Origin of the sequence: Jeotgalibacillus proteolyticus (assembly GCF_050107735.1) — a bacterium.
Taxonomy (GTDB): Bacteria; Bacillota; Bacilli; order Bacillales; family Jeotgalibacillaceae; genus Jeotgalibacillus; species Jeotgalibacillus proteolyticus_A.
This window is the reverse complement of sequence record NZ_JBNILO010000001.1, coordinates 311,355-335,930: the sequence shown is the minus strand read 5'-3', so window position 1 is coordinate 335,930 and position 24,576 is coordinate 311,355. Positions and strand designations below refer to the sequence as shown.

At 43.7% G+C, this 24,576-nt stretch carries 22 protein-coding genes; 9 read left to right on the top strand and 13 right to left on the bottom strand.

All coding sequences use genetic code 11. The features are described from left to right. Window positions 1-51 precede the first annotated feature (51 nt). The 3 genes from ACQCT8_RS01845 to ACQCT8_RS01835 all read right to left on the bottom strand — a co-directional run bounded on the left by ACQCT8_RS01845 (window position 52) and on the right by ACQCT8_RS01835 (window position 3,564). Window positions 52-834 carry an endonuclease/exonuclease/phosphatase family protein gene (locus ACQCT8_RS01845; protein WP_426867986.1) on the bottom strand — a complete coding sequence of 261 codons (783 nt, stop codon included), beginning with the start codon at window positions 832-834 and terminating at the stop codon, window positions 52-54. A gap of 4 nt (window positions 835-838) precedes the next feature. Beyond that, on the bottom strand, window positions 839-2,488 hold the full coding sequence (locus ACQCT8_RS01840) for a PTS transporter subunit IIBC (RefSeq protein ID WP_426867985.1): 1,650 nt from the start codon (window positions 2,486-2,488) through the stop codon (window positions 839-841). Window positions 2,489-2,787: 299 nt separating this feature from the next. After that, a complete protein-coding gene (locus ACQCT8_RS01835; RefSeq protein ID WP_426867984.1) occupies window positions 2,788-3,564 on the bottom strand; it encodes a 3-hydroxybutyrate dehydrogenase in 777 nt (258 codons plus the stop codon). Window positions 3,565-3,848: 284 nt separating this feature from the next. Between ACQCT8_RS01835 and ACQCT8_RS01830 the strand changes: the two genes are divergently transcribed. The 3 genes from ACQCT8_RS01830 to ACQCT8_RS01820 all read left to right on the top strand — a co-directional run bounded on the left by ACQCT8_RS01830 (window position 3,849) and on the right by ACQCT8_RS01820 (window position 7,150). Beyond that, a complete protein-coding gene (locus ACQCT8_RS01830) occupies window positions 3,849-5,132 on the top strand; it encodes a GntP family permease (protein ID WP_426867983.1) in 1,284 nt (427 codons plus the stop codon). 114 nt (window positions 5,133-5,246) lie between these two features. Then, window positions 5,247-6,167 carry an LCP family protein gene (locus tag ACQCT8_RS01825; protein WP_426867982.1) on the top strand — a complete coding sequence of 307 codons (921 nt, stop codon included), beginning with the start codon at window positions 5,247-5,249 and terminating at the stop codon, window positions 6,165-6,167. A gap of 293 nt (window positions 6,168-6,460) precedes the next feature. Beyond that, on the top strand, window positions 6,461-7,150 hold the full coding sequence (locus ACQCT8_RS01820; RefSeq protein WP_426867981.1) for a restriction endonuclease: 690 nt from the start codon (window positions 6,461-6,463) through the stop codon (window positions 7,148-7,150). A gap of 247 nt (window positions 7,151-7,397) precedes the next feature. Here the strand turns inward: ACQCT8_RS01820 and ACQCT8_RS01815 are convergent, their stop codons facing one another. Both ACQCT8_RS01815 and ACQCT8_RS01810 read right to left on the bottom strand, forming a co-directional pair. Continuing rightward, window positions 7,398-8,633, bottom strand: coding sequence for an MFS transporter (locus ACQCT8_RS01815; protein ID WP_426867980.1), 1,236 nt, complete (start codon window positions 8,631-8,633; stop codon window positions 7,398-7,400). A gap of 235 nt (window positions 8,634-8,868) precedes the next feature. Next, a complete protein-coding gene (locus ACQCT8_RS01810; protein ID WP_426867979.1) occupies window positions 8,869-9,939 on the bottom strand; it encodes a hypothetical protein in 1,071 nt (356 codons plus the stop codon). A gap of 199 nt (window positions 9,940-10,138) precedes the next feature. Between ACQCT8_RS01810 and ACQCT8_RS01805 the strand changes: the two genes are divergently transcribed. After that, window positions 10,139-10,798 carry a uridine kinase family protein gene (locus ACQCT8_RS01805; RefSeq protein WP_426867978.1) on the top strand — a complete coding sequence of 220 codons (660 nt, stop codon included), beginning with the start codon at window positions 10,139-10,141 and terminating at the stop codon, window positions 10,796-10,798. Window positions 10,799-10,833: 35 nt separating this feature from the next. Here the strand turns inward: ACQCT8_RS01805 and ACQCT8_RS01800 are convergent, their stop codons facing one another. The 3 genes from ACQCT8_RS01800 to ACQCT8_RS01790 all read right to left on the bottom strand — a co-directional run bounded on the left by ACQCT8_RS01800 (window position 10,834) and on the right by ACQCT8_RS01790 (window position 17,321). Next, window positions 10,834-12,510 (bottom strand): sugar phosphorylase, encoded by a 1,677-nt coding sequence (locus ACQCT8_RS01800; protein WP_426867977.1) that lies wholly within the window; start codon window positions 12,508-12,510, stop codon window positions 10,834-10,836. Further along, the gene (locus tag ACQCT8_RS01795) at window positions 12,507-15,173 is read right to left on the bottom strand and encodes a glycoside hydrolase family 38 C-terminal domain-containing protein (RefSeq protein WP_426867976.1); all 2,667 of its coding nucleotides are present in this window, start codon (window positions 15,171-15,173) and stop codon (window positions 12,507-12,509) included. Before ACQCT8_RS01795 ends, ACQCT8_RS01800 begins: the two co-directional genes overlap by 4 nt. A 183-nt stretch (window positions 15,174-15,356) precedes the next feature. Then, window positions 15,357-17,321: a fructose-specific PTS transporter subunit EIIC gene (locus ACQCT8_RS01790; protein ID WP_426867975.1), complete on the bottom strand. Its 1,965-nt coding sequence runs from the start codon at window positions 17,319-17,321 to the stop codon at window positions 15,357-15,359. Window positions 17,322-17,546: 225 nt separating this feature from the next. Here ACQCT8_RS01790 and ACQCT8_RS01785 point away from each other — a divergent pair, with 225 nt between their 5' ends. Together ACQCT8_RS01785 and ACQCT8_RS01780 are read left to right on the top strand one after the other, a co-directional pair. Further along, a complete protein-coding gene (locus tag ACQCT8_RS01785; protein ID WP_426867974.1) occupies window positions 17,547-18,284 on the top strand; it encodes a MurR/RpiR family transcriptional regulator in 738 nt (245 codons plus the stop codon). A 302-nt stretch (window positions 18,285-18,586) separates the two neighbouring features. Beyond that, entirely contained in the window at window positions 18,587-18,988 is a 402-nt protein-coding gene (locus tag ACQCT8_RS01780; protein WP_426867973.1) for a GNAT family N-acetyltransferase, read from the top strand. A gap of 60 nt (window positions 18,989-19,048) precedes the next feature. Here ACQCT8_RS01780 and ACQCT8_RS01775 read toward each other — a convergent pair whose 3' ends face one another. Further along, the gene (locus ACQCT8_RS01775) at window positions 19,049-19,666 is read right to left on the bottom strand and encodes a hypothetical protein (RefSeq protein WP_426867972.1); all 618 of its coding nucleotides are present in this window, start codon (window positions 19,664-19,666) and stop codon (window positions 19,049-19,051) included. A 192-nt stretch (window positions 19,667-19,858) separates the two neighbouring features. Between ACQCT8_RS01775 and ACQCT8_RS01770 the strand changes: the two genes are divergently transcribed. The 3 genes from ACQCT8_RS01770 (at window position 19,859) to ACQCT8_RS01760 (ending at window position 22,373) form a co-directional block, all read left to right on the top strand. Continuing rightward, window positions 19,859-20,410 (top strand): helix-turn-helix domain-containing protein, encoded by a 552-nt coding sequence (locus ACQCT8_RS01770; protein ID WP_426867971.1) that lies wholly within the window; start codon window positions 19,859-19,861, stop codon window positions 20,408-20,410. After that, window positions 20,410-21,183, top strand: a complete 774-nt coding sequence (locus tag ACQCT8_RS01765; protein WP_426867970.1) for a phosphatidylserine decarboxylase — start codon at window positions 20,410-20,412, stop codon at window positions 21,181-21,183. Before ACQCT8_RS01770 ends, ACQCT8_RS01765 begins: the two co-directional genes overlap by 1 nt. 209 nt (window positions 21,184-21,392) lie before the next feature. Continuing rightward, entirely contained in the window at window positions 21,393-22,373 is a 981-nt protein-coding gene (locus ACQCT8_RS01760; RefSeq protein ID WP_426867969.1) for a TIGR00341 family protein, read from the top strand. 12 nt (window positions 22,374-22,385) lie between these two features. Here ACQCT8_RS01760 and ACQCT8_RS01755 read toward each other — a convergent pair whose 3' ends face one another. From ACQCT8_RS01755 to ACQCT8_RS01740, 4 genes are all read right to left on the bottom strand, one after another. Continuing rightward, complete coding sequence (locus tag ACQCT8_RS01755; protein ID WP_426867968.1) at window positions 22,386-22,589, bottom strand: hypothetical protein; 204 nt, start codon at window positions 22,587-22,589, stop codon at window positions 22,386-22,388. A gap of 26 nt (window positions 22,590-22,615) precedes the next feature. Further along, on the bottom strand, window positions 22,616-22,867 hold the full coding sequence (locus tag ACQCT8_RS01750) for a hypothetical protein (RefSeq protein ID WP_426867967.1): 252 nt from the start codon (window positions 22,865-22,867) through the stop codon (window positions 22,616-22,618). 77 nt (window positions 22,868-22,944) lie between these two features. Beyond that, complete coding sequence (locus ACQCT8_RS01745) at window positions 22,945-24,144, bottom strand: M20 metallopeptidase family protein (RefSeq protein WP_426867966.1); 1,200 nt, start codon at window positions 24,142-24,144, stop codon at window positions 22,945-22,947. Between the two features lie 39 nt (window positions 24,145-24,183). After that, window positions 24,184-24,549, bottom strand: coding sequence for a DUF3899 domain-containing protein (locus ACQCT8_RS01740; RefSeq protein WP_426867965.1), 366 nt, complete (start codon window positions 24,547-24,549; stop codon window positions 24,184-24,186). Window positions 24,550-24,576 lie beyond the last annotated feature (27 nt).

Genomic DNA, 24,576 nt, shown 5'->3' with positions numbered 1-24,576 from the left:
CTCTATAGAAAGACACAAAAGCGGAAGACCATTGGCCTTCCGCTCCCTCATTTATTCAATTTCAAGCTCCACTTCCACACCAAAGTGATCAGAGACGATCGGCTGATTTTCTCCGTTGAAAATAACGCGGGAATAAGCAACAGGCAACGGCTGATTAGTGAGGATAAAGTCGATCCGCAGCTGCTGCTCATTTTTAGACCAGCCATCAATTTTCCCCGGAACCGTGACGCCGCTGTCTTTTTCTTTAGCAAGCGTGTACGTATCGAATAATCCTTTTTTAAGCAAATACGTATAGCCCTCTCCTTTAATCCCGGCATCATTGTTGAAATCTCCGAGTAAAACGGAGAGGCGCTCCGGGTCCACTTGTTCCATCAACCGGTCCACCTGATCCTGATACGGTTCATCCGTATCGCTCCACCAGCCTAGATGGCAGGAATAAAGATCGATTTCCTGCTTTTCATAAAGCACTGTTGCTCTGACAATCGATCTTGTTTTCCATACATCCGGGTCGTGGGAACCGGTGATAAAAAACTCCGAGGTGCGTACAATAGGCAGTCTTGTGAGAATAGCCAGACCTTCAGCCTGAGTTCCGTAGCTGTAATGACTGAACGTCCACACCATCTCGTCCTCTTTCCGGCCAAGCGCTTTTAGTCTGTCTAACAGCACATAGCCGTAATGTTCGTCCAATTTTGCATCACTTGCATCCTTTTGGCTCACTTCCTGCAAAGCAATCACATCGTAATCGTTGTCAACAATCGTTTTTGCGAGAATATCCAGCTTTTCTTCCTGGTTTTCTTCCTGCCATGAATGACAGTTGAGTGTTAGCAAACGCATCATATCAAGCTCCTAATCGATCCTGAATGTCGGATTTTAATACATCCGCTTTTGGTCCATAGATTGCCTGTACCCCTTTGCCGCGTAAAATTAACCCAAGTGCTCCTTTTTCTTTCCACTCTTTTTCTGTACCAACTGCACCTGGATCCTTTACCGTCACACGAAGGCGGGTCATGCATGCATCTACTTCTTCAATATTCTCCCGGCCGCCAAGCAGCCCGATAATTGAAACAGCAAGCGAATCATCATCTGAAACCGCAGCTGCTGAAGAAGAAGCGCCTGCGTCAGCAGTTTCTTCAATATAATTGCCAGCACGGCCAGGCGTTGGAAAGTTAAATCGTTTAATTAAAAAGTAAGACACACCGAAGTTTAAACCAAACATTAAAATAGCCACAAGTGCCAGATTCAATAAGTCGCTAGCGAGTCCCGCATTAATGATTAACGGCGTTCTTGTTAAAAATTCAATAAAACCAAATGCATGAATACGTAAATCAATCAAGTCTACCAGCGCAAAGGAAACCCCAGTCAGCACCGCATACACCACATAAAGAAGTGGAGCTGCGAACATAAACATGAATTCAATCGGCTCCGTTACACCTGTTAAAAATACAGCAAGACCAGCTGAGAGAAACATGGATTTATATTTCGTACGCTTTTCTTTATCTACATTAAGGTACATAGCTAATGCAAGACCCATTAATGCAGCGGAAGACGCAAGAAACTGCCCTACTTTAAAACGTGCAGGCACGACATCTTCTGTCAGCTGCTGGTAGCCGGCTGTGTTGCCCTGCTGAAGCATATTATACAAATCCGTCACCCATGCAAGCCAAAGCGGGTCCTGTCCTGAAACAACACTTCCTGCATTTGAGCCGGTTAATATCGTATACGTACCGCCAAGCTCCGTGTAGTTAATCGGTACAGTCAGCATATGATGAAGTCCAAAGGGCAGCAGCAACCGTTCGACCATTCCAAAGACAAACGGCGCAACGATCGGCGCTGAATTCCGCGAAGTCGCAATCCATTGTCCAAACTCATTTAGCAGTCCTTGAATAAATGGCCAAATCACCGACAGCAGCAAACCAACTACAACGGACCCCGCAATTACGACAAACGGCACAAAGCGTTTACCATTAAAAAACTCCAGTGCCTGAGGCAGTTTACTGTAGTTATAAAATCGGTTGTAAAGATTAGCACCGAGGAATCCGGAGATAATCCCGACGAAAACGCCCATATTTAATGCCGGGGCTCCTAGTACAGAGATAAAGTAGTCACTGACGGTCAGCTGAGCACCCAATAAAGAAGTAACCGTTGCTTCTGAGTCCGCCAGCATGTCAGCGTTTACACCAAAAATAGAACCTGTAATACGGTTGATCAATACAAATGCAATCAAGGCAGCAAACGCTCCGCCAGCCCGATCCTTCGCCCATGAACCCCCGATCGCTACAGCAAAGAGCACATGCAGGTTGGTAATAATCGCCCACCCGATGTCTTCCATCACTCGCGCAACCGTTTGCATTAACATGACATCACCCGTCATCATCGCAAGCAGTTTACCTAATGAAATCATAATCCCGGCAGCCGGCATAACAGCTACCACGACAAGAAGCGCTTTCCCAAACTTCTGCCAAAAATCAAAAGATCCGAAAATTTTCATGTTCATCCTCCATCACATCTATCGTTTTTTAGTATGTTAATAAATATAATTTAATGGTGCAACCGTTTGCACTTTATTATTGTATAGACAAGTTAAATAGATTGCAAGCGTTTTTACAAAAAATATTTCCTGCCAAACTTTGTCTACTGAAAATAATTTTTATCGGAAGAAAGAAGTTGGTATGATAGATCTTTTCTAAAACATAGAGCATTCGGGGATAAAAACATAAAGAGGATTTTATCTAGTAAACAAAAAACTGCACGAAACCATCAAACTGATTTCGTGCAGTGTATTCTCATTTATTGAGCCGTGTAGCCGCCGTCGATCACGATCGCCTGGCCAGTAACACTTTTTGCTTTTTCACTGGATAGGAACATCGCATAATCTGCAATTTCTTCGACTTCCAGCAATCGTTTTTGAGGTACGAGCGGGTAAATGACTTCTTCAAGTACTTTTTCAAGCTCTACGCCGCGTGATTTCGCTAAATCTTCCATCTGCCCGCGAACAAGTGGTGTATCTACATAGCCGGGTGCAATCGCATTTACGGTAATGCCGTGCTCTGCTCCCTCTAATGCTGATACTTTTGTCAATCCGATTAGACCATGCTTGGCACTATTATAAGCGGCTTTACCTGCAAAGCCAATCACTCCATTAATGGAAGACATATTCAAGATTCGTCCAAATCCCTGCTTCTTCATAATCGGAAATACTTTTTTTGTCGCGATAAAAGGAGCGGTCAGCATAATCTCCTGCATTAATCTAAATTTATCAGTTGGAAACTCTTCGATCGCAGAAACGTGCTGAAGACCTGCATTATTGATTAATACATCAATTCGTCCGTAGATCTCTACTGTTCGATCAATCGCCGCTTCGATTTCTTCTTCACTTGTTACGTCTGCTTTAATGCCTGTTGCTGTATAGCCTTTTTGCTCCAAAGCTTTTGCAGACTCCTCCACACCCTCCTGATTAATATCAGAAAGAACCACCTTAGCTCCGTTTTCTGCAAAGGTTTCACCTATTTCGTAGCCAATTCCCTGTGCGGCTCCTGTAATAAATACTACTTTATTTTCAACCATTTCTGTTCATCCTCTCTTCATTTACGCTGGATTGCAAATTGAATTGCGTCTGATGCTTTATGCATTCCACAAAAAAACAAAGAAGAAACATTATTTTAGGATACATTAAATACACACAATTTTCCCACAAGACTGAATTAAAGGACTTTCAGAAATAACGTTTAAACCTCTACTATAAATGGAATGACACAATTAGCTTATTTTCTGTTAAATGAAAGAAGCGGAGAATAAAATAAATTTATTTTTTCGAAATAATATATTCTCATTAATTAGGAGGTTTTTCAATGTTTGCCATTATTGTCGGGCTGGTTGCCTTGATGGCGATGGCGTATATCGGCTGGTCGATTTTATGGATCGCCCCGGTTGCCGCCGCTGTTGTCGCGCTTTTGTCCGGAATGAACGTATTTGATGCGTTCACATCTGATTTCATGTCCGGATTCGCTTCCTTTGCAAGAGATTTCTTTCCTGTCTTTCTTTTTGGAGCGATCTTCGGAAAACTGATGGAGGTGACGGGAAGTGCGCGCACGGTTGCCCAGTTCCTATCTAAAATCGTGGGTAAAGAACGTGCCATCTTAGGCGTCCTGCTTGGAGCAGCGATCTTAACGTATGGCGGCGTAAGCTTATTCGTTGTTGTGTTTGTGATGTATCCTCTGTCACTCAATTTATTCCGTCAGGCCAATATCAGCCGGAAAGTCATCCCGGGTACGATTGTCCTTGGTGCCTTCACCTTTACTATGACGGCACTTCCAGGAACAGCTCAAGTGCAGAACTATATCCCGACTGAATACTTTGACACCACGATGATGGCTGCGCCAATTATGGGTACGGTCACAGGCCTGATCATGGCAGTTGGCGGCTATTTCTACTTATCACGCAGAGCCAATACCCTCACGAAAAACGGGGAAGTTTTTACAGAACCCAAAGATGCCAAAAAGGACGATGAGACGAAAGAAAAAGATCCGAACATTATTTTGTCCTTCCTTCCACTGCTCACAGTTGTGGTCCTGATCAATGTTGTAGACATGGAAATGCTTACAGCCCTTTTAGTCGGAATCGTATTGAGCATGGTGCTCAGCTTTCAGACGTTTAAACGTTTCACAGGAGCGATGAACGAAGGAGCAAAAGGAGCCGTTACAGCGGTAGTGAATACAGGAGCTGCTGTTGGGTTTGGCGCTGTTGTACAAGCAGCCCCTGCCTTCCCTGCTATTCAAAACAGTTTATTGAATATTAAAGGAGGCCTTGTGGTATCTGATGCCCTAGCCACTCAGGTACTTGCGATGATCACCGGTTCAGCATCCGGCGGTATGAACATTACACTGAATGCACTCGGTTCGGAATACTACCAGCAGGCGATGGAAATGGGCATGAACCCGGAAATTCTTCACAGAATTACAGCACTGGCATCCGGTGCATCCATTCTGCCGCATAACGGAGCCCTTCTAACCGTCCTTGCCATCACCGGCATGACACACAAGGACTCTTACAAAGATATTTTCTTTGTCGCTTTCTTGATTCCAACGATCGCTTTAGCGGTGGGGATTGGAATGTCGTTTATAGGGATTGTTTAATGCTTTAAAGGAAGTACAGCTCAGGGCTGTGCTTCTTTTTTTATTCTGAATACCCTCCCACCTCTATATGATAAACAGAACGACCAGACTGTTCTTAAAAGTGAGGGACAATAGATGAAACGGATAAAGGAAGGCAAATGGATGAAGTGGGCGCTTGGCGTGTTGGCGGCAGCGCTTTTGGCGGGGGCAGGCGGGCTTACAGTTATCTATTTTTCTCTTTACTCAGCCTCTAAAGACATGCATGACCCTCTCGATCGTGAGGTTTCAACGAAGCGCGGGGAAGTTGTACGGATTGAGGAAAAGGATCCTTTTTCGGTTTTGATTCTTGGGATTGATGAACGTGATAAAGATGCCGGCCGATCAGATGCCATGATTGTCCTAACGGTTAATCCGAATAAAAAGACCACCAAGCTGTTAAGCATCCCGAGAGACACCTATGCTGAGATAGCAGGATATGGGACGAAGGATAAAATCAATCATGCCTATTCATTTGGCGGTGTGGAAATGGCGATGGAAAGTGTGGAGAAGCTTCTCGATATTCCACTTGATTACTATATTAAGGTGAACATGGAGGGCTTTGAAGATGTGATTGATGTTCTTGGAGGCGTCACCGTGTCCAATGAGTTTGAGTTTGAAGCAGGAGGCTATCGTTTTCCTGAGGGAGAGCTGATACTAAACGGAGAGCAGGCGCTGTCCTTCAGCCGGATGCGCGCACAGGACCCTGAAGGCGACTTTGGCAGACAGGAACGGCAGCGGAATATTTTAGAAGCAGTCATTAGCGAAGGCACGACCCTTTCAGCATTCCTAAACCTGGGTGATCTATTGGATTCACTGGGTGAAAATATTAAAACAAATCTGACCTTTGATCAGCTGATGGACATCCAAAATGATTACCGCCAGGCAGCGGACAGTATAGAGCATCTCCATCTGAACGAAGGAACCAATCAATACATAGGAGGCGTGTATTACTACGTGATCCCTGAAGCCGATATTGCCGCTGCACAAAAAATTCTGCAAAGCGAGCTTGAGTTGTAATTGAGTCTGGGGCACCAGGTCTCAGGCTCTTTGCCGATTCGCTGGGCTTCAAGAGGGACGCTTTCCACATGGACCGCCATCCCTGAGAAGTCTCAGCTCGCCATCATATCCTGTTAAGTCCCCACCTGCCACTTTGCTATTGGCACAGCAATTATATGGTAAAGCTTTCTTCTGAATATTCCTTCAATATTCATCATAATAAGTATTATTACTCAGTATATTGACTAAATAAATACTAAAGACCTATAATTTATTTATACAATAATAAATTCATTTATACCTTAAGGAGAGAAATGAATAATTCTAAACGAAATAATATAGCTCAATTAACCGCTATCGTTTTCACATCTATCAGCTTTTATGTCGCCTTTGAAACAAATACTTTTAACATCTATACATTTTTCGGTATTTTAATGATTGCTGCTATGCTGAACGGAGTTGTTTACTCACTGTTGCCTGCCAATAGGACGAAGAACTCCTCTAAAAGAAAGAGCAATAAACCTTCTAAGAAAAAGACGAACAATATAAGCAAAAGCAAGGCAGCATTAAAAAAAACCATAAATATTGTCCGACCTGATTCAACTATTATCCAACTGCCTATAAATGAATTGGGATGGAGGGAATTTGAAAGACTTTGTTTTCTTTATTATAAAGCGAAAGGGTACAAGCCGGAAGAGACTTCAAAAGGGGCTGACGGTGGTGTAGACATCATTCTTTATGATCCTTCTGAGCATACTCGTGTGGCAGTTCAGATTAAGAAATATCAGAAGCAAATTACTGTCAGAGAAATAAGGGAATTACACGCAGCTAAAAGAAATCATAATTGTATGCTTGCCACATTTATAACGAGCTCCTCATTCACCAGGGATGCCTTGCTCCAAGCAGATCGTTTCGGAATAGAGACATGTGATAATAACTGGCTAACTAATAATATTGTTAAATGGCAAAACCAATTAAATTCTCAAAACCAAAAAGTGAATTAAGCTAGAGCCTCATTACACAAATTGTTTAAATTGAGTCATTCTAATTTTAAGTAAGAGGTGACCGGAGCGGAAGGTGGCGACTCCTGCAGGATATGACGGCAAGCTGAGACTTTACAGGGCAGCGCCCTGAAAAGGCTCAGCGCCGTCCCTGCGGAAAGCGTCCGCCTGAAGCGCAGGGAACCGGTTAATTTAGAGTGAGACACTTTGCCCGGAGACCCGTTAGTACTCCTATGAGATCACACCAGATTCACCCTGCCTTTTTCATCTCCAACTCAAACACTTTCCTCTGCTCAGGATGAACCATCATAGCAATGAGTCCAAAGACTGCAAACAAGCAGAGAAAGGAAAGTACAATGATCGTCAGCCGCAGGGAAAATAGATCAGCAGCAAACCCAGCGCCTAAAACAAAAAGGATTTGAAAAAAGCTTACGGCAACTCCATACAAACTGGTGACTCTTCCCATGATAGAAATGGGCACCATATGCTGATACCAGGTCGTATAGCCTGTGCTGGCAGAAGCATGAAAGAAGCCGAGCAGGATAAAGCCGGCAGCAATCATCGTAAAAGAATGGCTGAAGGCATAGATGAGATAGCCGAGAGCAACCATCCCAAAGCCGCCTCCAATTAACTGCTTTACAGATAGCTTCTCCGATAAAGAGGCGACTGCAGCAGCTCCTAAAACCGCGCCGATCCCTGTAATACTGATCAACAAACTATAATTCACTTCACGTAAACCGACCTCCTGCCTGGCAAAGACCACTTCCTGCGCATCCATTGCAAAAGTAGAAATCAAAATAATTAAATTGAACAAGAGTACATAAAGAAATAAACTCTGTTTCCTGCCAAATTTCATCACAACAACAAAATCACCACGAATGGCTTTCCAGGATAATGGATTCAGTCCCGCAGTTTTTTCTTCGTCTACATTGGGAAGCCAGATCAAAATAAGAGCGGAAAGTCCGAATGTAACCGCATTAACCCAGATGGCCATATCGATGGAACCCACCAGAAAAAGCACTCCCGCAATAGCAGGTCCAACAACAAAAGCTCCGGATGATGCCAGCGAATAAAACGAATTAAATCGTTTTCTTTTTTCTTCCGGCACCAGCATTGTAATATAGGTTAAAGAAGCCGGAGAAAAAAAGGATTTCGCCATGCTGATCAGCCAAAGAAGCGCGTAAATCCCCCATACAGAAGGCATAAAAGGAATCACCGCAACCAGCACCCCGCGAATCACATCCGTCCAAATCATCAGCCTCCTCTTATTGGCTCGATCAATTAAACTGCCTGCCCAAAATCTTGTAAAAATAGCTGCTGCTGGACCTGCAATCCACAATCCGGCTACTGCTGCAGCAGAATTGGTCATTTCAAGCACGAGTAAATTAATGGCAACCAAATAAACAAAGTCCCCCACCGTCGATAACCCCATTGCTGTTAAAAGCATGGTAGGGAATCTCCAGCCTCTCCAACTTCTTTTTCTCATTGTAAATCGCCCCTCTGCTCAATCTGCAGCCATCATTATTTCAACCTTTAAGCTTTCTTCTCATAACAATCCTATCAATATTTACCAAATAAAAACAATAGTTTTCAGAATAATAGCACGATTTATAAGGAGTTGTTCTAAAATCGTTCATAAATTTAAAAGAGAAACCGCTATCAGCTTAAGCATTTAATTCAAATTAAAAGAGCAAGTGAATCCAACTCGGACTCACCTGCTCCTATTTTGCTTGAACTAGACTTTTCATCTTATTAATCCGGTCCCTCACCACAAGGGTCAGCTCCCGCTCTGCTTCAAAAAATCCGTATTTCTCCAACCCGTCATCGCATTTTTTAAATACGCCGGAAAGCAAGAGATCTGCGCGCGCTGAATCTCCCTCTATGAAGGCAAGCATCGCTTCACTTCGCCCGTAGCTGACCGGTTCGATTTTAGATAATTGCCGGTGCAGGCTTTGAATCAGTGAATAGTCAGGCTCTGGAGAAAGAAAGAAATCGATCTGCCGAATATGAGTAATCAGCTGTAACCGTAATTTAGTTTTTTTAGTGAGGGGAAGCTGCTTGTACGGAGTAATTGCTTCGGATGCCTTACTGTAATTTTCTTTGACGAGCTTCGTATAAAGCAATAAGCAGGCTGTCATGGTCGTATCGATGGTGGCTTCAGCTTTTTGAGCCTGGATAATCCATTTTTCATCCCATTCCTTTGGACTTTTAGGTGTCAGCATTTCTTTTAATAGGAATAGCTCTGCTAAAAATGTTTCGGCTTCTTTTCCGCCTTTATGCAGGGTAAGAAAAACCCGTCCATCTGATTTGAACGTCCCTTGAAACGGGATCGCAGTAGCTAAAAAAATAGCGATGTTTAGCGCAGCAAGCAGCATGGCAAACTCCGTCTGCGTCACATACCAGATCATGAAGCTAATGATAAAAGCGATCATTGTTAGAACAGGACCTCCAGCAGTATAAAGCTTGTGCCCTTTCAGTAAATTCTTCAGATTGGCTTCTGCGGGAACACAGCTGGCCACACCGCCAAAGGTCATCCAGCCATGATTCGGGATAACCTTCAACTGAGGATCCTTTATGATTGTAATAGGACCCACTGTCAGAGAAATAAAGGTGTAACCTGCAAGCCTGCCTCCAATCACATGTCCCAACTCATGCAGAAAAATCACCATAAATGCTACTAAACTATAAAGTCCTAAAAATTGTGCTGTTTCTGAATACGGGGTGAACGATAGAACCGCAACAAGACCGAAAAATAATAAGCTTACGCCAAACGGGGAAAATAGCTTCTTCATCCAACCTCTCCTCTATTAACTTCTCACTCCTTTAAAAGAAGCCATTTCTGAGGGCATCATGACCTGCAAAGCACTCATTTATAAATATCCGAAACTCACTTTTATTATTCTATTTTATCTTCTAAACTAGTTTTTTCCAATTATATTTTCCTGTATAGTAAATAAGCAGAAATTATTTACATATGGAGGTTAATTAGCAATGATAAATCTTGTTCAAAAAACAGCAGATTTATTGAAGAGTACCAACAGAAAAACAATCGTTGGCATCTCAGGACACGGAGCTGCCGGAAAATCGACTTTTACCTCTAAGCTCATGAACCTTTTCTTAGAAAATGAAGTCAATTACGTGAATACCGATCCGTACATCATTCCATCCAGTCTCCGTCAGTACACCACCCTCAAGTATCTCTATCAAAATGTGGAGCATCAATCCAAGCTGACGGCCTGTCATCCCGCTGCTCACAATGTCCCGGCTTTAGAACGGGATATTAACATGCTCCGCGGGGAATTGGATCTATATACGATCGGGACCGATTACGCGGAAAGCGTCCACCTCTCTTCAAAAAGAATAACGATTATTGAAGGCATGACATCAGCATTTGTTAATCCGGATTTATTTGATCTAATGCTTTTTTTCTATACAGATGGAGAAACAGAATTGGAACGTAGAGGAATTCGTGATGTGACAGAAAGAGGAGCAGATTTTTCGTACCTGCAGCAATCACACGAGCAGCGAAGAATGCAATATGAATTATTTATGCATCCTTACCGTGAAAACTTCGATATCGTCATCCACAATTCAAACGATAATTTCTCATTGGAAAAGGGCTTTGAGAAGCTGAAAATACAAAAACCTTGAAGAGCTCAAAGCCCTTCAAGGTTTATTTCTTGGTTTCACTTATTTTTTATCCACACAAACTGATAACCCGCCAGCTCGACCGACTCTCCATAATCCACCCCGCTCCAAAGGTCACGGCCGCCGTAAGGCAAACGAACTTCAACCTTTTCGTTTGATGTATTGACGACAGCCAGCAGCTCATCGCCTGTTTCATCATTCGTTCTCTTCACTGCAAAAACCTGAGGATTGAGGTCAAGGATCTCCTGTCCGGCAAACGGTGAAAGAGCTCTTGCACTTTGTCTTGTTCGAATTAATTGTTTCATTCCGGCAAAGACTTTTTTTCTGCGAGATGAGGAAGATAATTCTTCAACAAGTTCATCATATTCAAACTTTTCTCTGTTAATGCGGCGGTTAATTCCCGATTCTTCGAGTCCTTCGTAATCATTTTCTGAACCCAATAGCGAATGATAATACACGGCCGGCACTCCCATGACAGAAAAAAGGATAGAATGAGCGGCCAGCATTTTTTGCACTTGAATATCCTCTTCTTGATCTTCCTCCGGATTGATCAGTGCGTCCATATAGTTACAATTTAACTCATAGGGTGATTCCGAGCCATCCGGATTGCTTTTATAATTGACACGGCCTCCGTTTTGAAGCACTTTGTCTGCCAAGGCATTTCGTTCTTCCTCGGTTAATATCCCTTCAGTTGGCCTCATTCCAATGCCGTCATGACTTGCAAGAAAATTAAAGTACGTTGCCTTGTCTGATACTTTATCAATTGATTTCGCCCAGTTGGACAGGGTTTTTGCGCTGTGCGTTGTAAACGAATGAAGGACCAGAGGCGGCAGAGAAAACTGGTACACCATATGCGCCTCATTTTCCCCGCTGCCAAAATAAGAGATGTTTTCTTGATGCGGGACATTGGTTTCTGTGATCAAGAGTGTGTTTAGCTTAAGCTCATCTAGAATCTCCCGCCATAACTGGATGATGGCATGCGTCTGTGGAAGGTGGATACAGCTTGTCCCCGATTCCTTCCACATAAACCCGATCGCATCGAGACGGATACTTGTACCGCCACGCTGTGCATACTCCAGTAAGATCGTCGTCATTTCCAGAAGGACAGGCAAATGCCTGAAATTCACATCCACCTGATCCTCGCTGAATGTCGTCCAGGCAGTTTTGCCGCCTTCATACGTGTGAATCAGCGGTGAGGTTCTGGGCCGGACCACATGTGATGTATCAAACGCGTCATTGTGAGAGACAAAGTAATGTTTGTACGCAGGATCGTCCTTCAAATACCCCTGAAACCAGCTGCTCGATTTGGACATATGATTGGCGACGAAATCAAACATTAGCCTGTAGCTTTGAGATAGCCGCTCAATATCCTGCCAGTCCCCCAGTTTCGGATCAATCGTCCGATAATCGGTGACTGAAAAGCCATCATCTGATGTATAAGGAAACATCGGCAGCAAGTGGACATCCGTTATTTCTTCTTTTGCATGTTCGGTTAAAAAAGTATTTAACGTCTTTAAAGCAGGCTCTCCCTTTTTCTGCACGATGTCTCCATACGTAATCAAATACACATTTCGCTCGGTCACAGACGAGGTTTCCGGCCAGCTTTCTTTTTTCCATTTTTCTACTAACGTTTGCATTTCATTTTTGAAGCGATCCTCATACTCACTGCCATAAATGGTTTTCAGCTGTTTTTCAGCTTTTTCTGTAAAACTCATTGCTGATCCCCCTTCACACGAAGTTTAACTGTCACATATCCTTTAGGCTGAATCAACACATCGCTTTTTGCTTCTTGTTCTGATTTTTCATTTAGAGTGGTGAGGGCAAGAGATTGATAGTGCTCACTTGTTAAGTGAAACGATTGGACATCCTCTGTCGGGTTAAATAAACGAACAATAACAGCATCATCGTCATAGGCTTTTTTCATCGAGCTGAAAATGACGTGTTTATTCGTTATTTCAAACAAACTGAACGCAGCCGGCAGTTCCGTCACAGGATATGGAATTTCAAACCGGTCCAACCGCTCTTCAAATGAATTCAGGGACTGTTTCTGGTAGCTCACCTGATGATCGTGGTAAAGACTTGCAATGGAGAACAGCTCTTCTTCTTTGCCGCCAGCTGAAACATGAATCGCATAGTCAAACGTCCATTCCCCCTGCATCTGTGCATCCGGCGTCGTGACGACTTTATTATTAATTCCGGAAGCTCTGCCCGGTCTCCACGCAAGATTATCTTTTCCAAGCAGCCCAACACTCCTAAACAAAGTAAGCGCGATTTCACCTGTTTCTAAAACCTGATACTCCTTGATTCCTTTGGTGATCACTGCCGCCTTAGTTGTTTCATTGGACACTCCGGCAAAGGTTTCAAGCGGATAAATCGGAACAGGCGCTTCAGCAAATTTGCGTTCTTTCCAGTTTTTCATATACGGATTTTCAACCGCCCGCTCGATTAAACTAAATCCCTGGTCTCCGAAAGAGTGTGCTGCATCTTCAATAGAAGTTTTAAGTAATACTCGCACACGGTGATCCTTCACGTCATTGACGATCAGATGAGAAACACGAATGAATGGCTCGCCTTTTCGCAGCTCAAACCGGGAAACGATTGTCAGCTCTTTCGCCTCCCCGCCTTTTACCCGGCTCTCCAAATCAGTAGGAACAGTCAGCTTATGTGTGACTTCCATGCACTCGACTCCAGCCTTTGTCTCAGTGTGAACACTATGGGCTTCCTTCGAGAGAATAGGTGCATCATTTTTAAGGGGAGAAAAGTCATAGGAATCTCCTGCGTCTGCGACATTTTCAAATTGAATAAGGTCTTCAATTATGTGATCCGTTGTTAAAACGTGCAAATGGAGTTTTCCTTTGTCAGTTGTCATCCTTAAAAAGTCATTTTCAATGCTCTCAGAAGGCTGGGTTACTGCAGCAGTCGCGCCCATTCCTTCACCGTCAATTACTTCAAACGCCTGCCAGCCCATCGCAGGCAGCGAAAGGTTTTGAAGAAGGATTTCGTTTCGGTAATAGCCCGGCGCATCCACTTCTTTTTCCCCGTCTGCTGTGACAACAATGAGCTTTCCTCCACTCATAAACTCCTGCTTGAGCACGTCCATTTCGATCAGGTCTCCGTTCAGATCCTTAACAGAAAAGGCTTGTTCTTTTGTGAAAATAACGGCCTTTTGAGACCCTTGGAAGCGCTTGGGAAGCAAATGAAACTGCATAAAGATCGAGTCTTTGCCTGTTTGCGTGCTCACGGCTTGAGTCATCTGCTTTTTGATTACGTTCAAACAGCCATCCGCCAAGCGAATCACTTTGGTTAAGCGATTGACAATCTCCCGGTTTGTGTCGTCCGAGTTGCAGCCGCCGATGCTGTCATGGGCATGAACATCAAACAGCATCTTCCACATCTCATCCAGCCATTTGCCGGGATAGCGGACGCCGAGAGTACTTGCGATACTTGCCAGCGGCTCAAGCTGGGAAATGATTTTTTCTTCTGCAATTGCATTTAACTGTTTAATATCATATCGCTGAGAACGAATGGTATTGTGAATGCGTGATTTTTCGGTCGCAATCAGCTCGCCTTCAATCACATTCGTAAAACGTTCTTCGGCGTCAAACGTTTCTTCCATAAACGTTTCAAAATCAGATAATACGTATTCATAACGAGCATCTTTTTCATTTAGCGCATCAACCGTTAAAGGAAAATGCTCACGAACAAGCACCTGGTCTCCTCCTGCCGGCAGCAGCAAGTGATCCGTGCTTTGATTCATTTCCTCAAGTTTTTCTAAAATCGGAAGCAGACGCTCATTTCTGTATGTGTCATCCTCTGATAAAAATTTACCGGGGCCATATCCATAATAAAGATTATTGGCTTTCACGCTTTTTCCATCAGGAGATTGCCAGATGAAATTCAAATCGCCATTCAACTGGTCCGTATAAATCCCGCGCTGCAGAACACTGTAGTCAATATCAAATTCGCGGAATATGGAAGGCAGGTACGTATTCTGACCAAAAATATCCGGTAAATAGCCGATATTCATGCTGTGGCCCATTTTTTCTGCAATTCTTGTTCCATATAATAAATTTCGAATAAGTGATTCTTTGTTTACAAGCAGCGAATCGGCCTGTGTGTACCAGGGGCCTACAAAGATCCGTTTTGCAGAAATCAGCTTGCTTAATCGTTCCTTTTCTTCGGGACGGATTTTTAGATATTCATCTAAAATCGAAGACTGTGCATCGAATACATAGCCTGTGTAAGCTGGATCATTTTCCATGACATCGAGCAGCCGGTCCATATTTTCAACCAGCAGCAGATTGGAATCTTCTATTGTAAAGTACCATTCACGATCCCAGTGGGAATGCGGTACGACGTATACTTTTTTTTGTTTCATCTTTGTTTCCTCCCAAATCGTGATCACAGTTATAGAAAGAGAGGCGGGGGCAAATATGCCTCAACCTCTTCAAACCGGTTTTCTTCGCTTCAGGCTGACACCTTCCGCTCCGATCACCTAAAATTTACTATTAAAAGAACTCAAATTAAACATCTTTCACAGTTCTGTCCCAGCCTCTTTCTTTTAAGCTGCACGGCGTTCTTTTCGTTTTTCAATGGAAAAGCGGATAAAAATATTGGCAAATGCAATAAAAGCAGCCCCAACGACAAGTCCAATCAGATACGCCCACAGGTTTTCAACAAGCGGCCAGCCCCAGATTGCAGGAAGCGGCAGCCATTGAACAGCTCCGAGTAAAACAGCTGTTGTCGCACCTAAAATAGCCCCAATAATGTTGATAGGAATCGTAATTAACGGATTGCGCAGCATAAATGGAATCGCACCCTCACTGATGGCGATAAAGCCAAGCAATAAGGAGGTATTACCTGCTACACGAAGGTCTGTTGGAAACACCCGGCGGCCGACAACATATTTATCAATCACGGTTGCCAGACCAAGACCAATCGGAGGTATGACAATCGCAAGCACACGGGCCGTTAACGGATACACTTCATCTGCAGCAAGTCCAATTGCAATCGCTCCTGCTGCTTTATTTATCGGTCCGCCTAAGTCAAATGCAGTTGCTGACGCAATAATGGTGGCAAGAACCACATCGCCTGTTCCTTGAGCTGATTCAATCCAGTTGCGCAGGACTACATTCAAACCGCCAAACAATGGATCCACAAGATAGAAATTTAAAAAGAAAATCGATAGCACACTAATGGCCGGAATCAGAAACATCGGCTTCATCGCCTGGAAGTTCTTACTCAGCTGAATTTTTTGATTTAAGAAACGGGCAATGTAGCCTGCTGCCAAGCCAAGGAATAACGCGCCTAAAAAGCCGGATGGAATGCCATCCTCTATTCCCCAGAAGGTATGATGAAGGCCGCCTGCAAAAGCCCCTCCAATAAAGCCGGCCACTAAGCCGACACGATCAGCTAACGAATACGCAACAAATGCGGCAAAAATCGGGTACATAAATTTAAAGATTAACGCGCCAAACTTATCCAGGTGGTGCAAAATCACAAACAGTTCATTTGAATGAGTCGCATACTCCGGATTGCCAAGTTCATTAACAAGTCCAAAAGGCATTGCGCCAAGCTTTGCGATCCCCATCATTAATCCTGCGGCAACGATTACGGGAATCATATACGAAATCCCTGTCATAACCGCCTGAACCGCATCTTTAAAGAAGCCGCTGCCTGAAGAAGCCGGGGAAGACATCTCATCTTCTTCTCCTTTTTCTACTGTACCGTCCGGATTCGATAGTGCATTTTGCACCATGTCTTTTCCTTTTCTGAGCGGTTCAGCTACGCGTGTCTGCACATAAGGTTTTCCTGCAAACCTTTCTTTCTTTTTCGGTGAAATATCTGTTGCGAAAATGACAGCATCTGCTTCTTTGATTAAGGCTGCACTCAGTTCATCCTCAATCCCGCTTGCTCCCTGCTTTTCAACAACGACGCGCACGCCAAGCTCTCTTCCGGCTTTTTCAAGCGCTTCAGCTGCCATATAGGTGTGTGCAATCCCTGTTGCACACGCCGTAATTGCGACAACCGTTTTATTGTAGGACTGAACAGCATCGGATTCAGATGCTTGTTCCTCATCAAGCCGCGCCATAAATTCATCCGGCGTTTGAGCTGCCATCAATCCTTCGAGGTACCCTTCTTTCATTAGATTTGTGCTTAATGTAGAAAGGACTTTTAAATGTGTCGTATCTGCTTCACCCTCCGGAATGGCAATTAAAAAGACAAGCTGCACCTGATTGGTTGGATCAATGCTTTCCCAGTCGGAAAGAGGCGTTTTTAAACGGGCAACCGCAAATGCTGCTTTTTTTACCGTGGACGATTTGCCGTGCGGAATCGCTAGCCCCCGTTCAAGTCCTGTCGGAGAAACTTCCTCACGCTCTAAAACCGCTTTCAAAAAAGCTGGTTCAGATTCAAGATATCCTTCTTTATTTAAAGCTGAAATCAGCTGTTTTATAACCTGTTCTTTTGTTGACGCTTCCACATCAAACTGAATGATGTCTGGATGTGTCATATTTCTTAGCTGCATGAATCTCACTCCTGTCTGATAAAATCATTTCATGTCTTGATCATCGCTCATTTCTGCTGCAGCACACCCATCAGCGATCATTACATGAAAGCACTTTCAATTCACTATCTATAGTTTTATCACAGAAAGCAGCCTCTCTTTTGTACAGTCTCTGTATTTTTGTACAGAATGAAATGTGGGAATGCTATACTTGGAAAAAGGAATGCACCGAAAAGAGGAATGGCAATGGGGATATTACTTGATCGATTTGGCAATCATTTAGCCAAATTAACACCAACAGAAAAACAGGTGCTGTACTATATGGACCAGCATTTACATGAAGGCATGCGGCTGTCTCTTTCTGAAATTGCGAAAGTCAATAATGTGAGCACAACCACGATCGTGCGCCTGTCACATAAACTGGGACTTGAGGGGTTTTCTGAATTAAAATACATTTTAAAAAGCAAAGACCAGCCCGCATCCCCTGCCGCCAGCAATCCAGTTGAGCTGTATAAACAGGAATTTATCCAGGCGTTTGATACAATCCGGCCCGAGGACCTTGAGAAACTCAGCGAACGCATTAAAAGAGCGCATCAGGTCATTATCGTAGGAGTCGGTCTGTCGAAAATGATCGCTGAATATTTCAGCAAGCTCCTCATGCAGACTGGAAAACAAACCTACTACACCTATGAATCCCATATGATCGACCTGCTGCCCAACATGGTCAAACCGGATGATCTGGTATTTTTTATTTCCACAAGCGGCGAAACGAAGACACTCATTCAGGCAGCAGAAAAGCTCTCTTATCAGGTCGTCGATACTGCCGCCATTACCAACTCATCAGACTCCGCATTAGGCAGACTAGTCAAAACGAATTTAAGCATGACCGTCGAAAAAGTAAACTTCGCCGGCTACGATATCACCGCCCGCTCCACCCTCATGCTGCTGATAGACCTATTATTTGCAAGCTACCTGAAAAAATAACAGCAGGCCGCGTCCTTCATGCAATGAAGCGGAGAAAGACACGGTCTGTTGTTATGTTTTATGAATGATGCTTGTTGTCTGAAGCAAGTAATTTGTTAAAATTTTGATGCGGAAGATCGTTGAACGAATGAATGGTTTGGGGTATAAAATTAGTCTGGAGGCAGTAAGATGAACAGGCTCACATTTACAAGATTTGAAAATGAGATAGAGGACCTTGTTTCGTTCATGACACAAAGCAGCTGGGATTTCACTCTGGTCCTAAACCATCACGGGCAGAAATTATCAAAGACTATAATGATGGCTTGTATGACAAGGATAAAGAGATCTTCTGGATTGAACTCGAACAGAAAAAAATCGGATTGATCGTGATCCATGATAGCAGCGACACAATTCCTTTGTTTGATATTCGTTTGGAAGAGAAGGCCCGTGGAAAAGGGATCGGAGAGCTGGCTTTGAAATGGCTGACTCAGTATATTTTTAGCCATCCTGTTAAGAAAATACGAATAGAAGCCTATACTCGAAGCGATAACACAGCGATGAGAAAAACGCTGCATAAGTGCGGATTTGTGAAAGAGGGCTATTTAAGACAGGCGTGGGAACATGAGGACGGCAGCGTTTTTGATTCTGTCTGCTATGCAATAATAAGAAATGATTGGGAGAACCAAACGCGAACGCCTATAAAGCTAGATGACTTGCCCTATTAAGATTATCAGGCAAGTCATTTTTGTTTTTACTCCGTCTTCTTTATAGATGAAGATTTGACATTAGTTTAGCACAGTATCAAAATCAGCCGCACTCGTTACGTCGAAAACTTCTCCTTCACTCAGATTGACTGCGTATCGACCGTTTGTGGAAGAATGACCAGAAACAATGGAGGAATACCGGACAATCACAAACTCGTTGATGGTGCCGTCATATTGCACAAAATTGTTTTCATCTTCAATTGGCTCATTTAGTCCGCGCAAAAACTCCTCCGTTAAGGACACTGCTTTTGCTTGTTCTTCTTCAGTTGCCAAATTCTCAACCGATGCACTGGCAGTTTCCTGTTCGTCTTCCTCTGCCTCTACTACTTCTTCATCGCTTTCTATAGCTGCTTCATCCTCTTCAGCTATCACTTCTTCTTCTGTCTCCTCAATTTCTTCAGAAGAATCTTCATCTTCACTATCGGAGGTCTCGATTACTTCTTCCTCTGCAGCAGGTTCAGTCTCTGTCTCTGCACTCGAGACCACCTCCACTTCCTCCTCAGCAGAAGCTGTTTCTACTTCTGTTTCTGTTTCTGTTTCTGTTCCTGTTGTTGAGCTTTCCTCTGAGCAGCCTGCAAGTACCAGCGTAAGAGCGGAAACAGCAAATAAGTAATTGGTAGACTTGGATCGTTTCTTCATCTTTCCATTCCTTTCAATTATGTAATTCTTAGACGATTGGATAATAATGCTAACCCTATGCAAGAATACCATACTCATTTAGCTGATTGTAAAAAAACAGGGAATTTACAATAAAATAATTTTAATTGACACTAAGGTTGTTTCAAACTATTATTATCATTATCGATAATAATAGTGATAAGGACTGAATAGATGAAAAATAAACATATAGATTTAATTTTACACCCTGTACGCTTGCGGATTATTCAGCATTTATCAAGGGAACCTGCGACGGTACATCAATTAAAAGAATGGATGTCGGACATTCCTCAGGCCACGCTTTATCGGCATTTAACGATACTTAAAAAAGACAATCTCATCTATGTGGTCGAGGAAAAGAGGATTCGCGGTGCGATTGAACGAACCTTTGCGCTTGAAAAGGAAAAGCCCATCCTATCGGCTGAAGAGTTGAAGCAAATGTCCGGAGAAGAGCACTTAAAAATGTTTATGAAGTTCCTTTCCAATGTCACCGGCCAAACAAAAAACTATCTGCTCAGTAATCCCGATCTTGAAAAAGACCCGTTTGGATACAACCAGCTGGAGCTGCACCTTACGGATTCTGAAGTGGAAGAGCTGCAAAAAGGCATGAACGATCTTTTAAGCAAATTCACTTCAAGCAAGCCTTCTGTTGAAAACCAGAAAGTGACGCTCATACAAATGCTCGTGCCAGATCCTAATGAGACAAAAGGACGTGACCCTAATTGATGAAAGAACGATTTTATAGAAGCATTTTTGAATTAAATGGACATCCCGTTCTGGCTAAGTCACTAAGAAAATTCGCAAAATCAAAAGCCAGCAAGCCGCTTATTCGCTCCTTTGCCGGCCTTTATAAGCTCAACATGGAGGAAGCACATAGGAGTATTCACGAGTATCAATCTCTTCACGACCTTTTCACCCGGCAGCTGAAAGAGGATGCACGCCCCCTTGCAGAGCCTGCCGATGCTTTCATCAGTCCATGTGACGGGGTATTATCGGTTGTGGAAGAGCTGACAAAAGACAGCACCTTTGTGGTCAAGGGACAAAATTATACGATTTCAGAACTGCTTGGCACAGAAAAAGCATCCGAAAAATATGCTGGAGGCACCGTGTTAATCTTTTATTTGAGCCCAGTCGATTACCACCGCGTGCATGTTCCTTTGGATGCAGAAGTTGAGCATGTTTACACATTAGGCAAAAAAGCGGCGCCCGTTAACACATTGGGATTGCAATACGGGCTTCGTCCATTGACGCGCAATTACCGTCTCATAACGAATTTTAATGCATCGGGTACTTCATTTTCTCACGTGATGGTCGGGGCTCTGAATGTGAATTCCATTGAAAGAACCAACCCGAATTTTCATGTTAAGCGGGGAGATCCATACGGATACTTTTCATTTGGATCGACCGTTGTCATTTGTGTGCCTAAAGGTGCCCTCACCTTTACCGGAAAGACGGGACCTGTAAAAATGGGAGAAGAAATCGGCAAGTGGCAGGCATAGCCGTGCCTTTCCAAGAAGCTTTCTGCAGTTGAAATAAACAATAAACAATTAAGATTGGGTGCGTGAATATTCTATTCATGCACCCAATCTTAATTTTGTGTTTAATGGATCCAATAACCGCAGCCCTGCTCTGTTTTCACGATTGAAATCTGGAGTTTAGGTCATAATACAAAGAAAGAGTTCTGCTAAAAAACAGGAGACGGATCAAGATGACACTACAATTGCTTGAGGTATATGCACCCAGGGATTTTTTAAATATGGAGGAGATCGAAGGGAAATTTCCTGTGGTCTCTTTTTGGACTGCGGATAAAGAGCTTGAGAAGAAGCTGACGAGGATTCTGGTGGAAACCAATGATGTGGAGCGAATTCTTGACTATTTAGAAAACCTTCCAGGCGGAATGGATACGTATCAAGCCATTTTGCTGCCGGTTCAAACATATCTTCCACGCAAGGAAGAAAAGCAGGAAGAAAAAGAAAAGGAACTGCAGCGGGCAAGCCGGCATGAATTGTTCACTTCAGTTGAGGAGTCCAGCCGAACCTCGATCAGTTATATGCTGTTTATTGTGTTTTCTTCACTTGTAGCAGCCGTCGGGATTATCAAAAACAGCCCGGCCATTGTCATCGGAGCGATGGTCATTGCTCCGCTAATCGGTCCGGTTACAGCTGTTTCATTCGCTTCTGTTCTCGGAGATTTCAAGCTTATCTGGAAAGCCTCGCTGACTTCTATATACGGGCTCGGCATTCCCATCGCCATTGCGGCGTTATTCAGTTTTTTCTTTTCTCCGCCCATTTACAGCGATGAATTTTTAGCAAGAACCGATATTCAAGTCGTGGATGTGATTGTGGCTCTTGCCTCAGGAGCAGCCGGTGCTCTGTCCTTTGTTAAACGGAATGAAGGCGCATTGGTCGGAGTTATGGTTTCAGTCGCCTTACTACCGCCTGCTGTTGTATTTGGGATGTCCATTGGCTCTGGAAGCTTTCGTGACGCCATTGTGCCTTTTATTCTCCTGCTGGTAAACATTAATTCCATTCTGCTCTCAGCCGTCGTCGTATTCTGGCTGAGCGGCATAAAACCTGCGAGATGGGAAGATCAGCAAAACGCCAATACTTCACGCAAGCTTTCATTGTTGTTCGTATCTGTTATTAGTATTGTGCTGTTAGTGGCAATTATTTTTATAAATATTGTTTAAAACAAAGCATGATCAAGAGGACTTTTCTTTACTTTTTGTTTCATTTTTTCTGCTTCCATTCCAAAGCCAGCTTAGCGTGAGTGTAACACTGATCATAATAAATCCGCCGAAAAAATTTTCCACCCAGTCTACCGGTTCATGTTTTATGAACTGCTGCAAAGCAAAAAAGATTGAAATACTTAACACACCTGCTATATATAAGACTGTTTTACGCATAAGGCATGCCCCCCTGAAAGAATTCCTTATTCATCAGAGATGTTCTTTTTTTCAGCTGCTGCCTCATATTCTCCCCACGCTAAATAACTAAACCCGGCAATGAAAGAGACAACGCTTAAAATAGTCAAAGGAGCGCCAATGTAACTTAGCATCGCATTAAATAAGTTTTGATCCCAACTGGCCACTCCCGAACCAAAAATCGCTGCGCTTATATATTTTGTTGAAAATAAAATGGCTGAAATGAAAAGAAACGACATCCCAGCAGCTCTTTTGTTCATGCTCTTCACCCTCCATATTTTCCCTATTCCTCTACAAAGAGTGTATCATATCCACCCTAGGGGCATTGGAAGTTTTTTTAATTAATACTGGCCAATCGCTCAAGTGCATCACATGCAAGCTGGGCCAGCAGCTCTGTCCCAATGACTAATGACTCTTCATTCACATCAAATTCAGCGTCATGAAGCGGTTTTTGAATATTTCGTTCAGGGATGGCTGTTCCAAGCCACATATAAAAGCCGGGATAGTGCTGTAAAAATCGTCCAAAATCTTCTCCTCCCAGACTTGGGTTCACACTCGGAGCGGCATGTTCTCCTAAAAGGGAATGCACAGAAGAACGAACCGTTTCCTCCCATTCAGGCGAATTCATCGTTGCGGGGTAGCCATCTGAGTAATTCAGCTCGATTTCGACTTCATTAGCCATCGCAAATCCATCGATTGAATTTTGCAATCGGTTTTTCACACGCTTCTTCACATCATCACGGTTGGTGCGGACAGTGCCTTCAATGGTCACGCTGCTTGGGATCACATTGTAGCGGTCGCCGCCTTGTATCGTGCCGAATGTGACAACTGCTGATTCCAACGGATCTACATTTCTGCTTACGATCGTTTGTAAATGGCTGATGAGTTGAGCGGCAATAACGATGGCATCTTTTCCCTGATGCGGCATGCTTGCGTGGCCTCCTGCCCCTTTGATGGTCAAGGTGAACTGATCGGAATTTCCCATTATGGGTCCTGCCATTACGCCGACTTCTCCCACTTGAAGATCCGGCCACATATGCTGGGCAAATATCACATCTGGTTCGTGCTTCGTAAAAAGACCGTCCTCCATCATGACCGATGCACCGCCAACTGGCCCGAGCTCTTCAGCCGGCTGAAAAACCAGCAATACTTTTCCTGCAATCTCGTCCTTATGCCGGTTCAGTAAAGAAGCAGTCCCCATCAGCATGGCCGTATGCGCGTCGTGTCCACATGCATGCATTTTCCCTTTTACCCGGGATACATATGGCTGGTCATTTTTTTCTTCTATGGGCAGCGCGTCCATATCCGCTCGAAGTGCGACCGTTTTGCCCGGCTTTCCTCCATCTATGATTCCGAGAATTCCGTGGGTGGCAAAGCCGTCCTCAAACGGGATGCCTTCCTCTTTTAAAAATTTCCGGATGGTTTTCGCGGTTTCAACTTCTTCACGGCTCAGCTCAGGATGCTGATGAAACTGCCTGCGAAATGCTACAATCCTTTCATTTAGTTCTTTTCCTTTGCCTTTCATATCCAAGGCCACTTCCATCCACTCCTTTTCTTACTCTTTTCCAAATGATTCTTATATAAATAGAACAAAAATAGACACCAGGACTGAACTTCCCCCAATTATCAGCGTTGAATCCCCAATGCTGCGGGTCGTTACATCCTTGAACTCTTGAAATTTCCGGTCCTCACTTACCAGCTGATCTGCCCGCTGCATGGATCGTGATTTATGCACCATTTTTTCACCCACCAGCTTAAAGCCTTTAAAGACGGGATCTAAAAAACGGGATCGATGAATCATGACCGATGCCGAGACAAGTAAAAATACCAGTCCGACTAAAAAGGATAGATTCACCCATTCGATCGGTGAAAGCGGGACGACAATCATCAGACTTTGCCAGATGACGATCATTGCGATAAATAAAGCGATCTTCCATTTCATACAGATCCCCTCCTACTGGGAAACGTT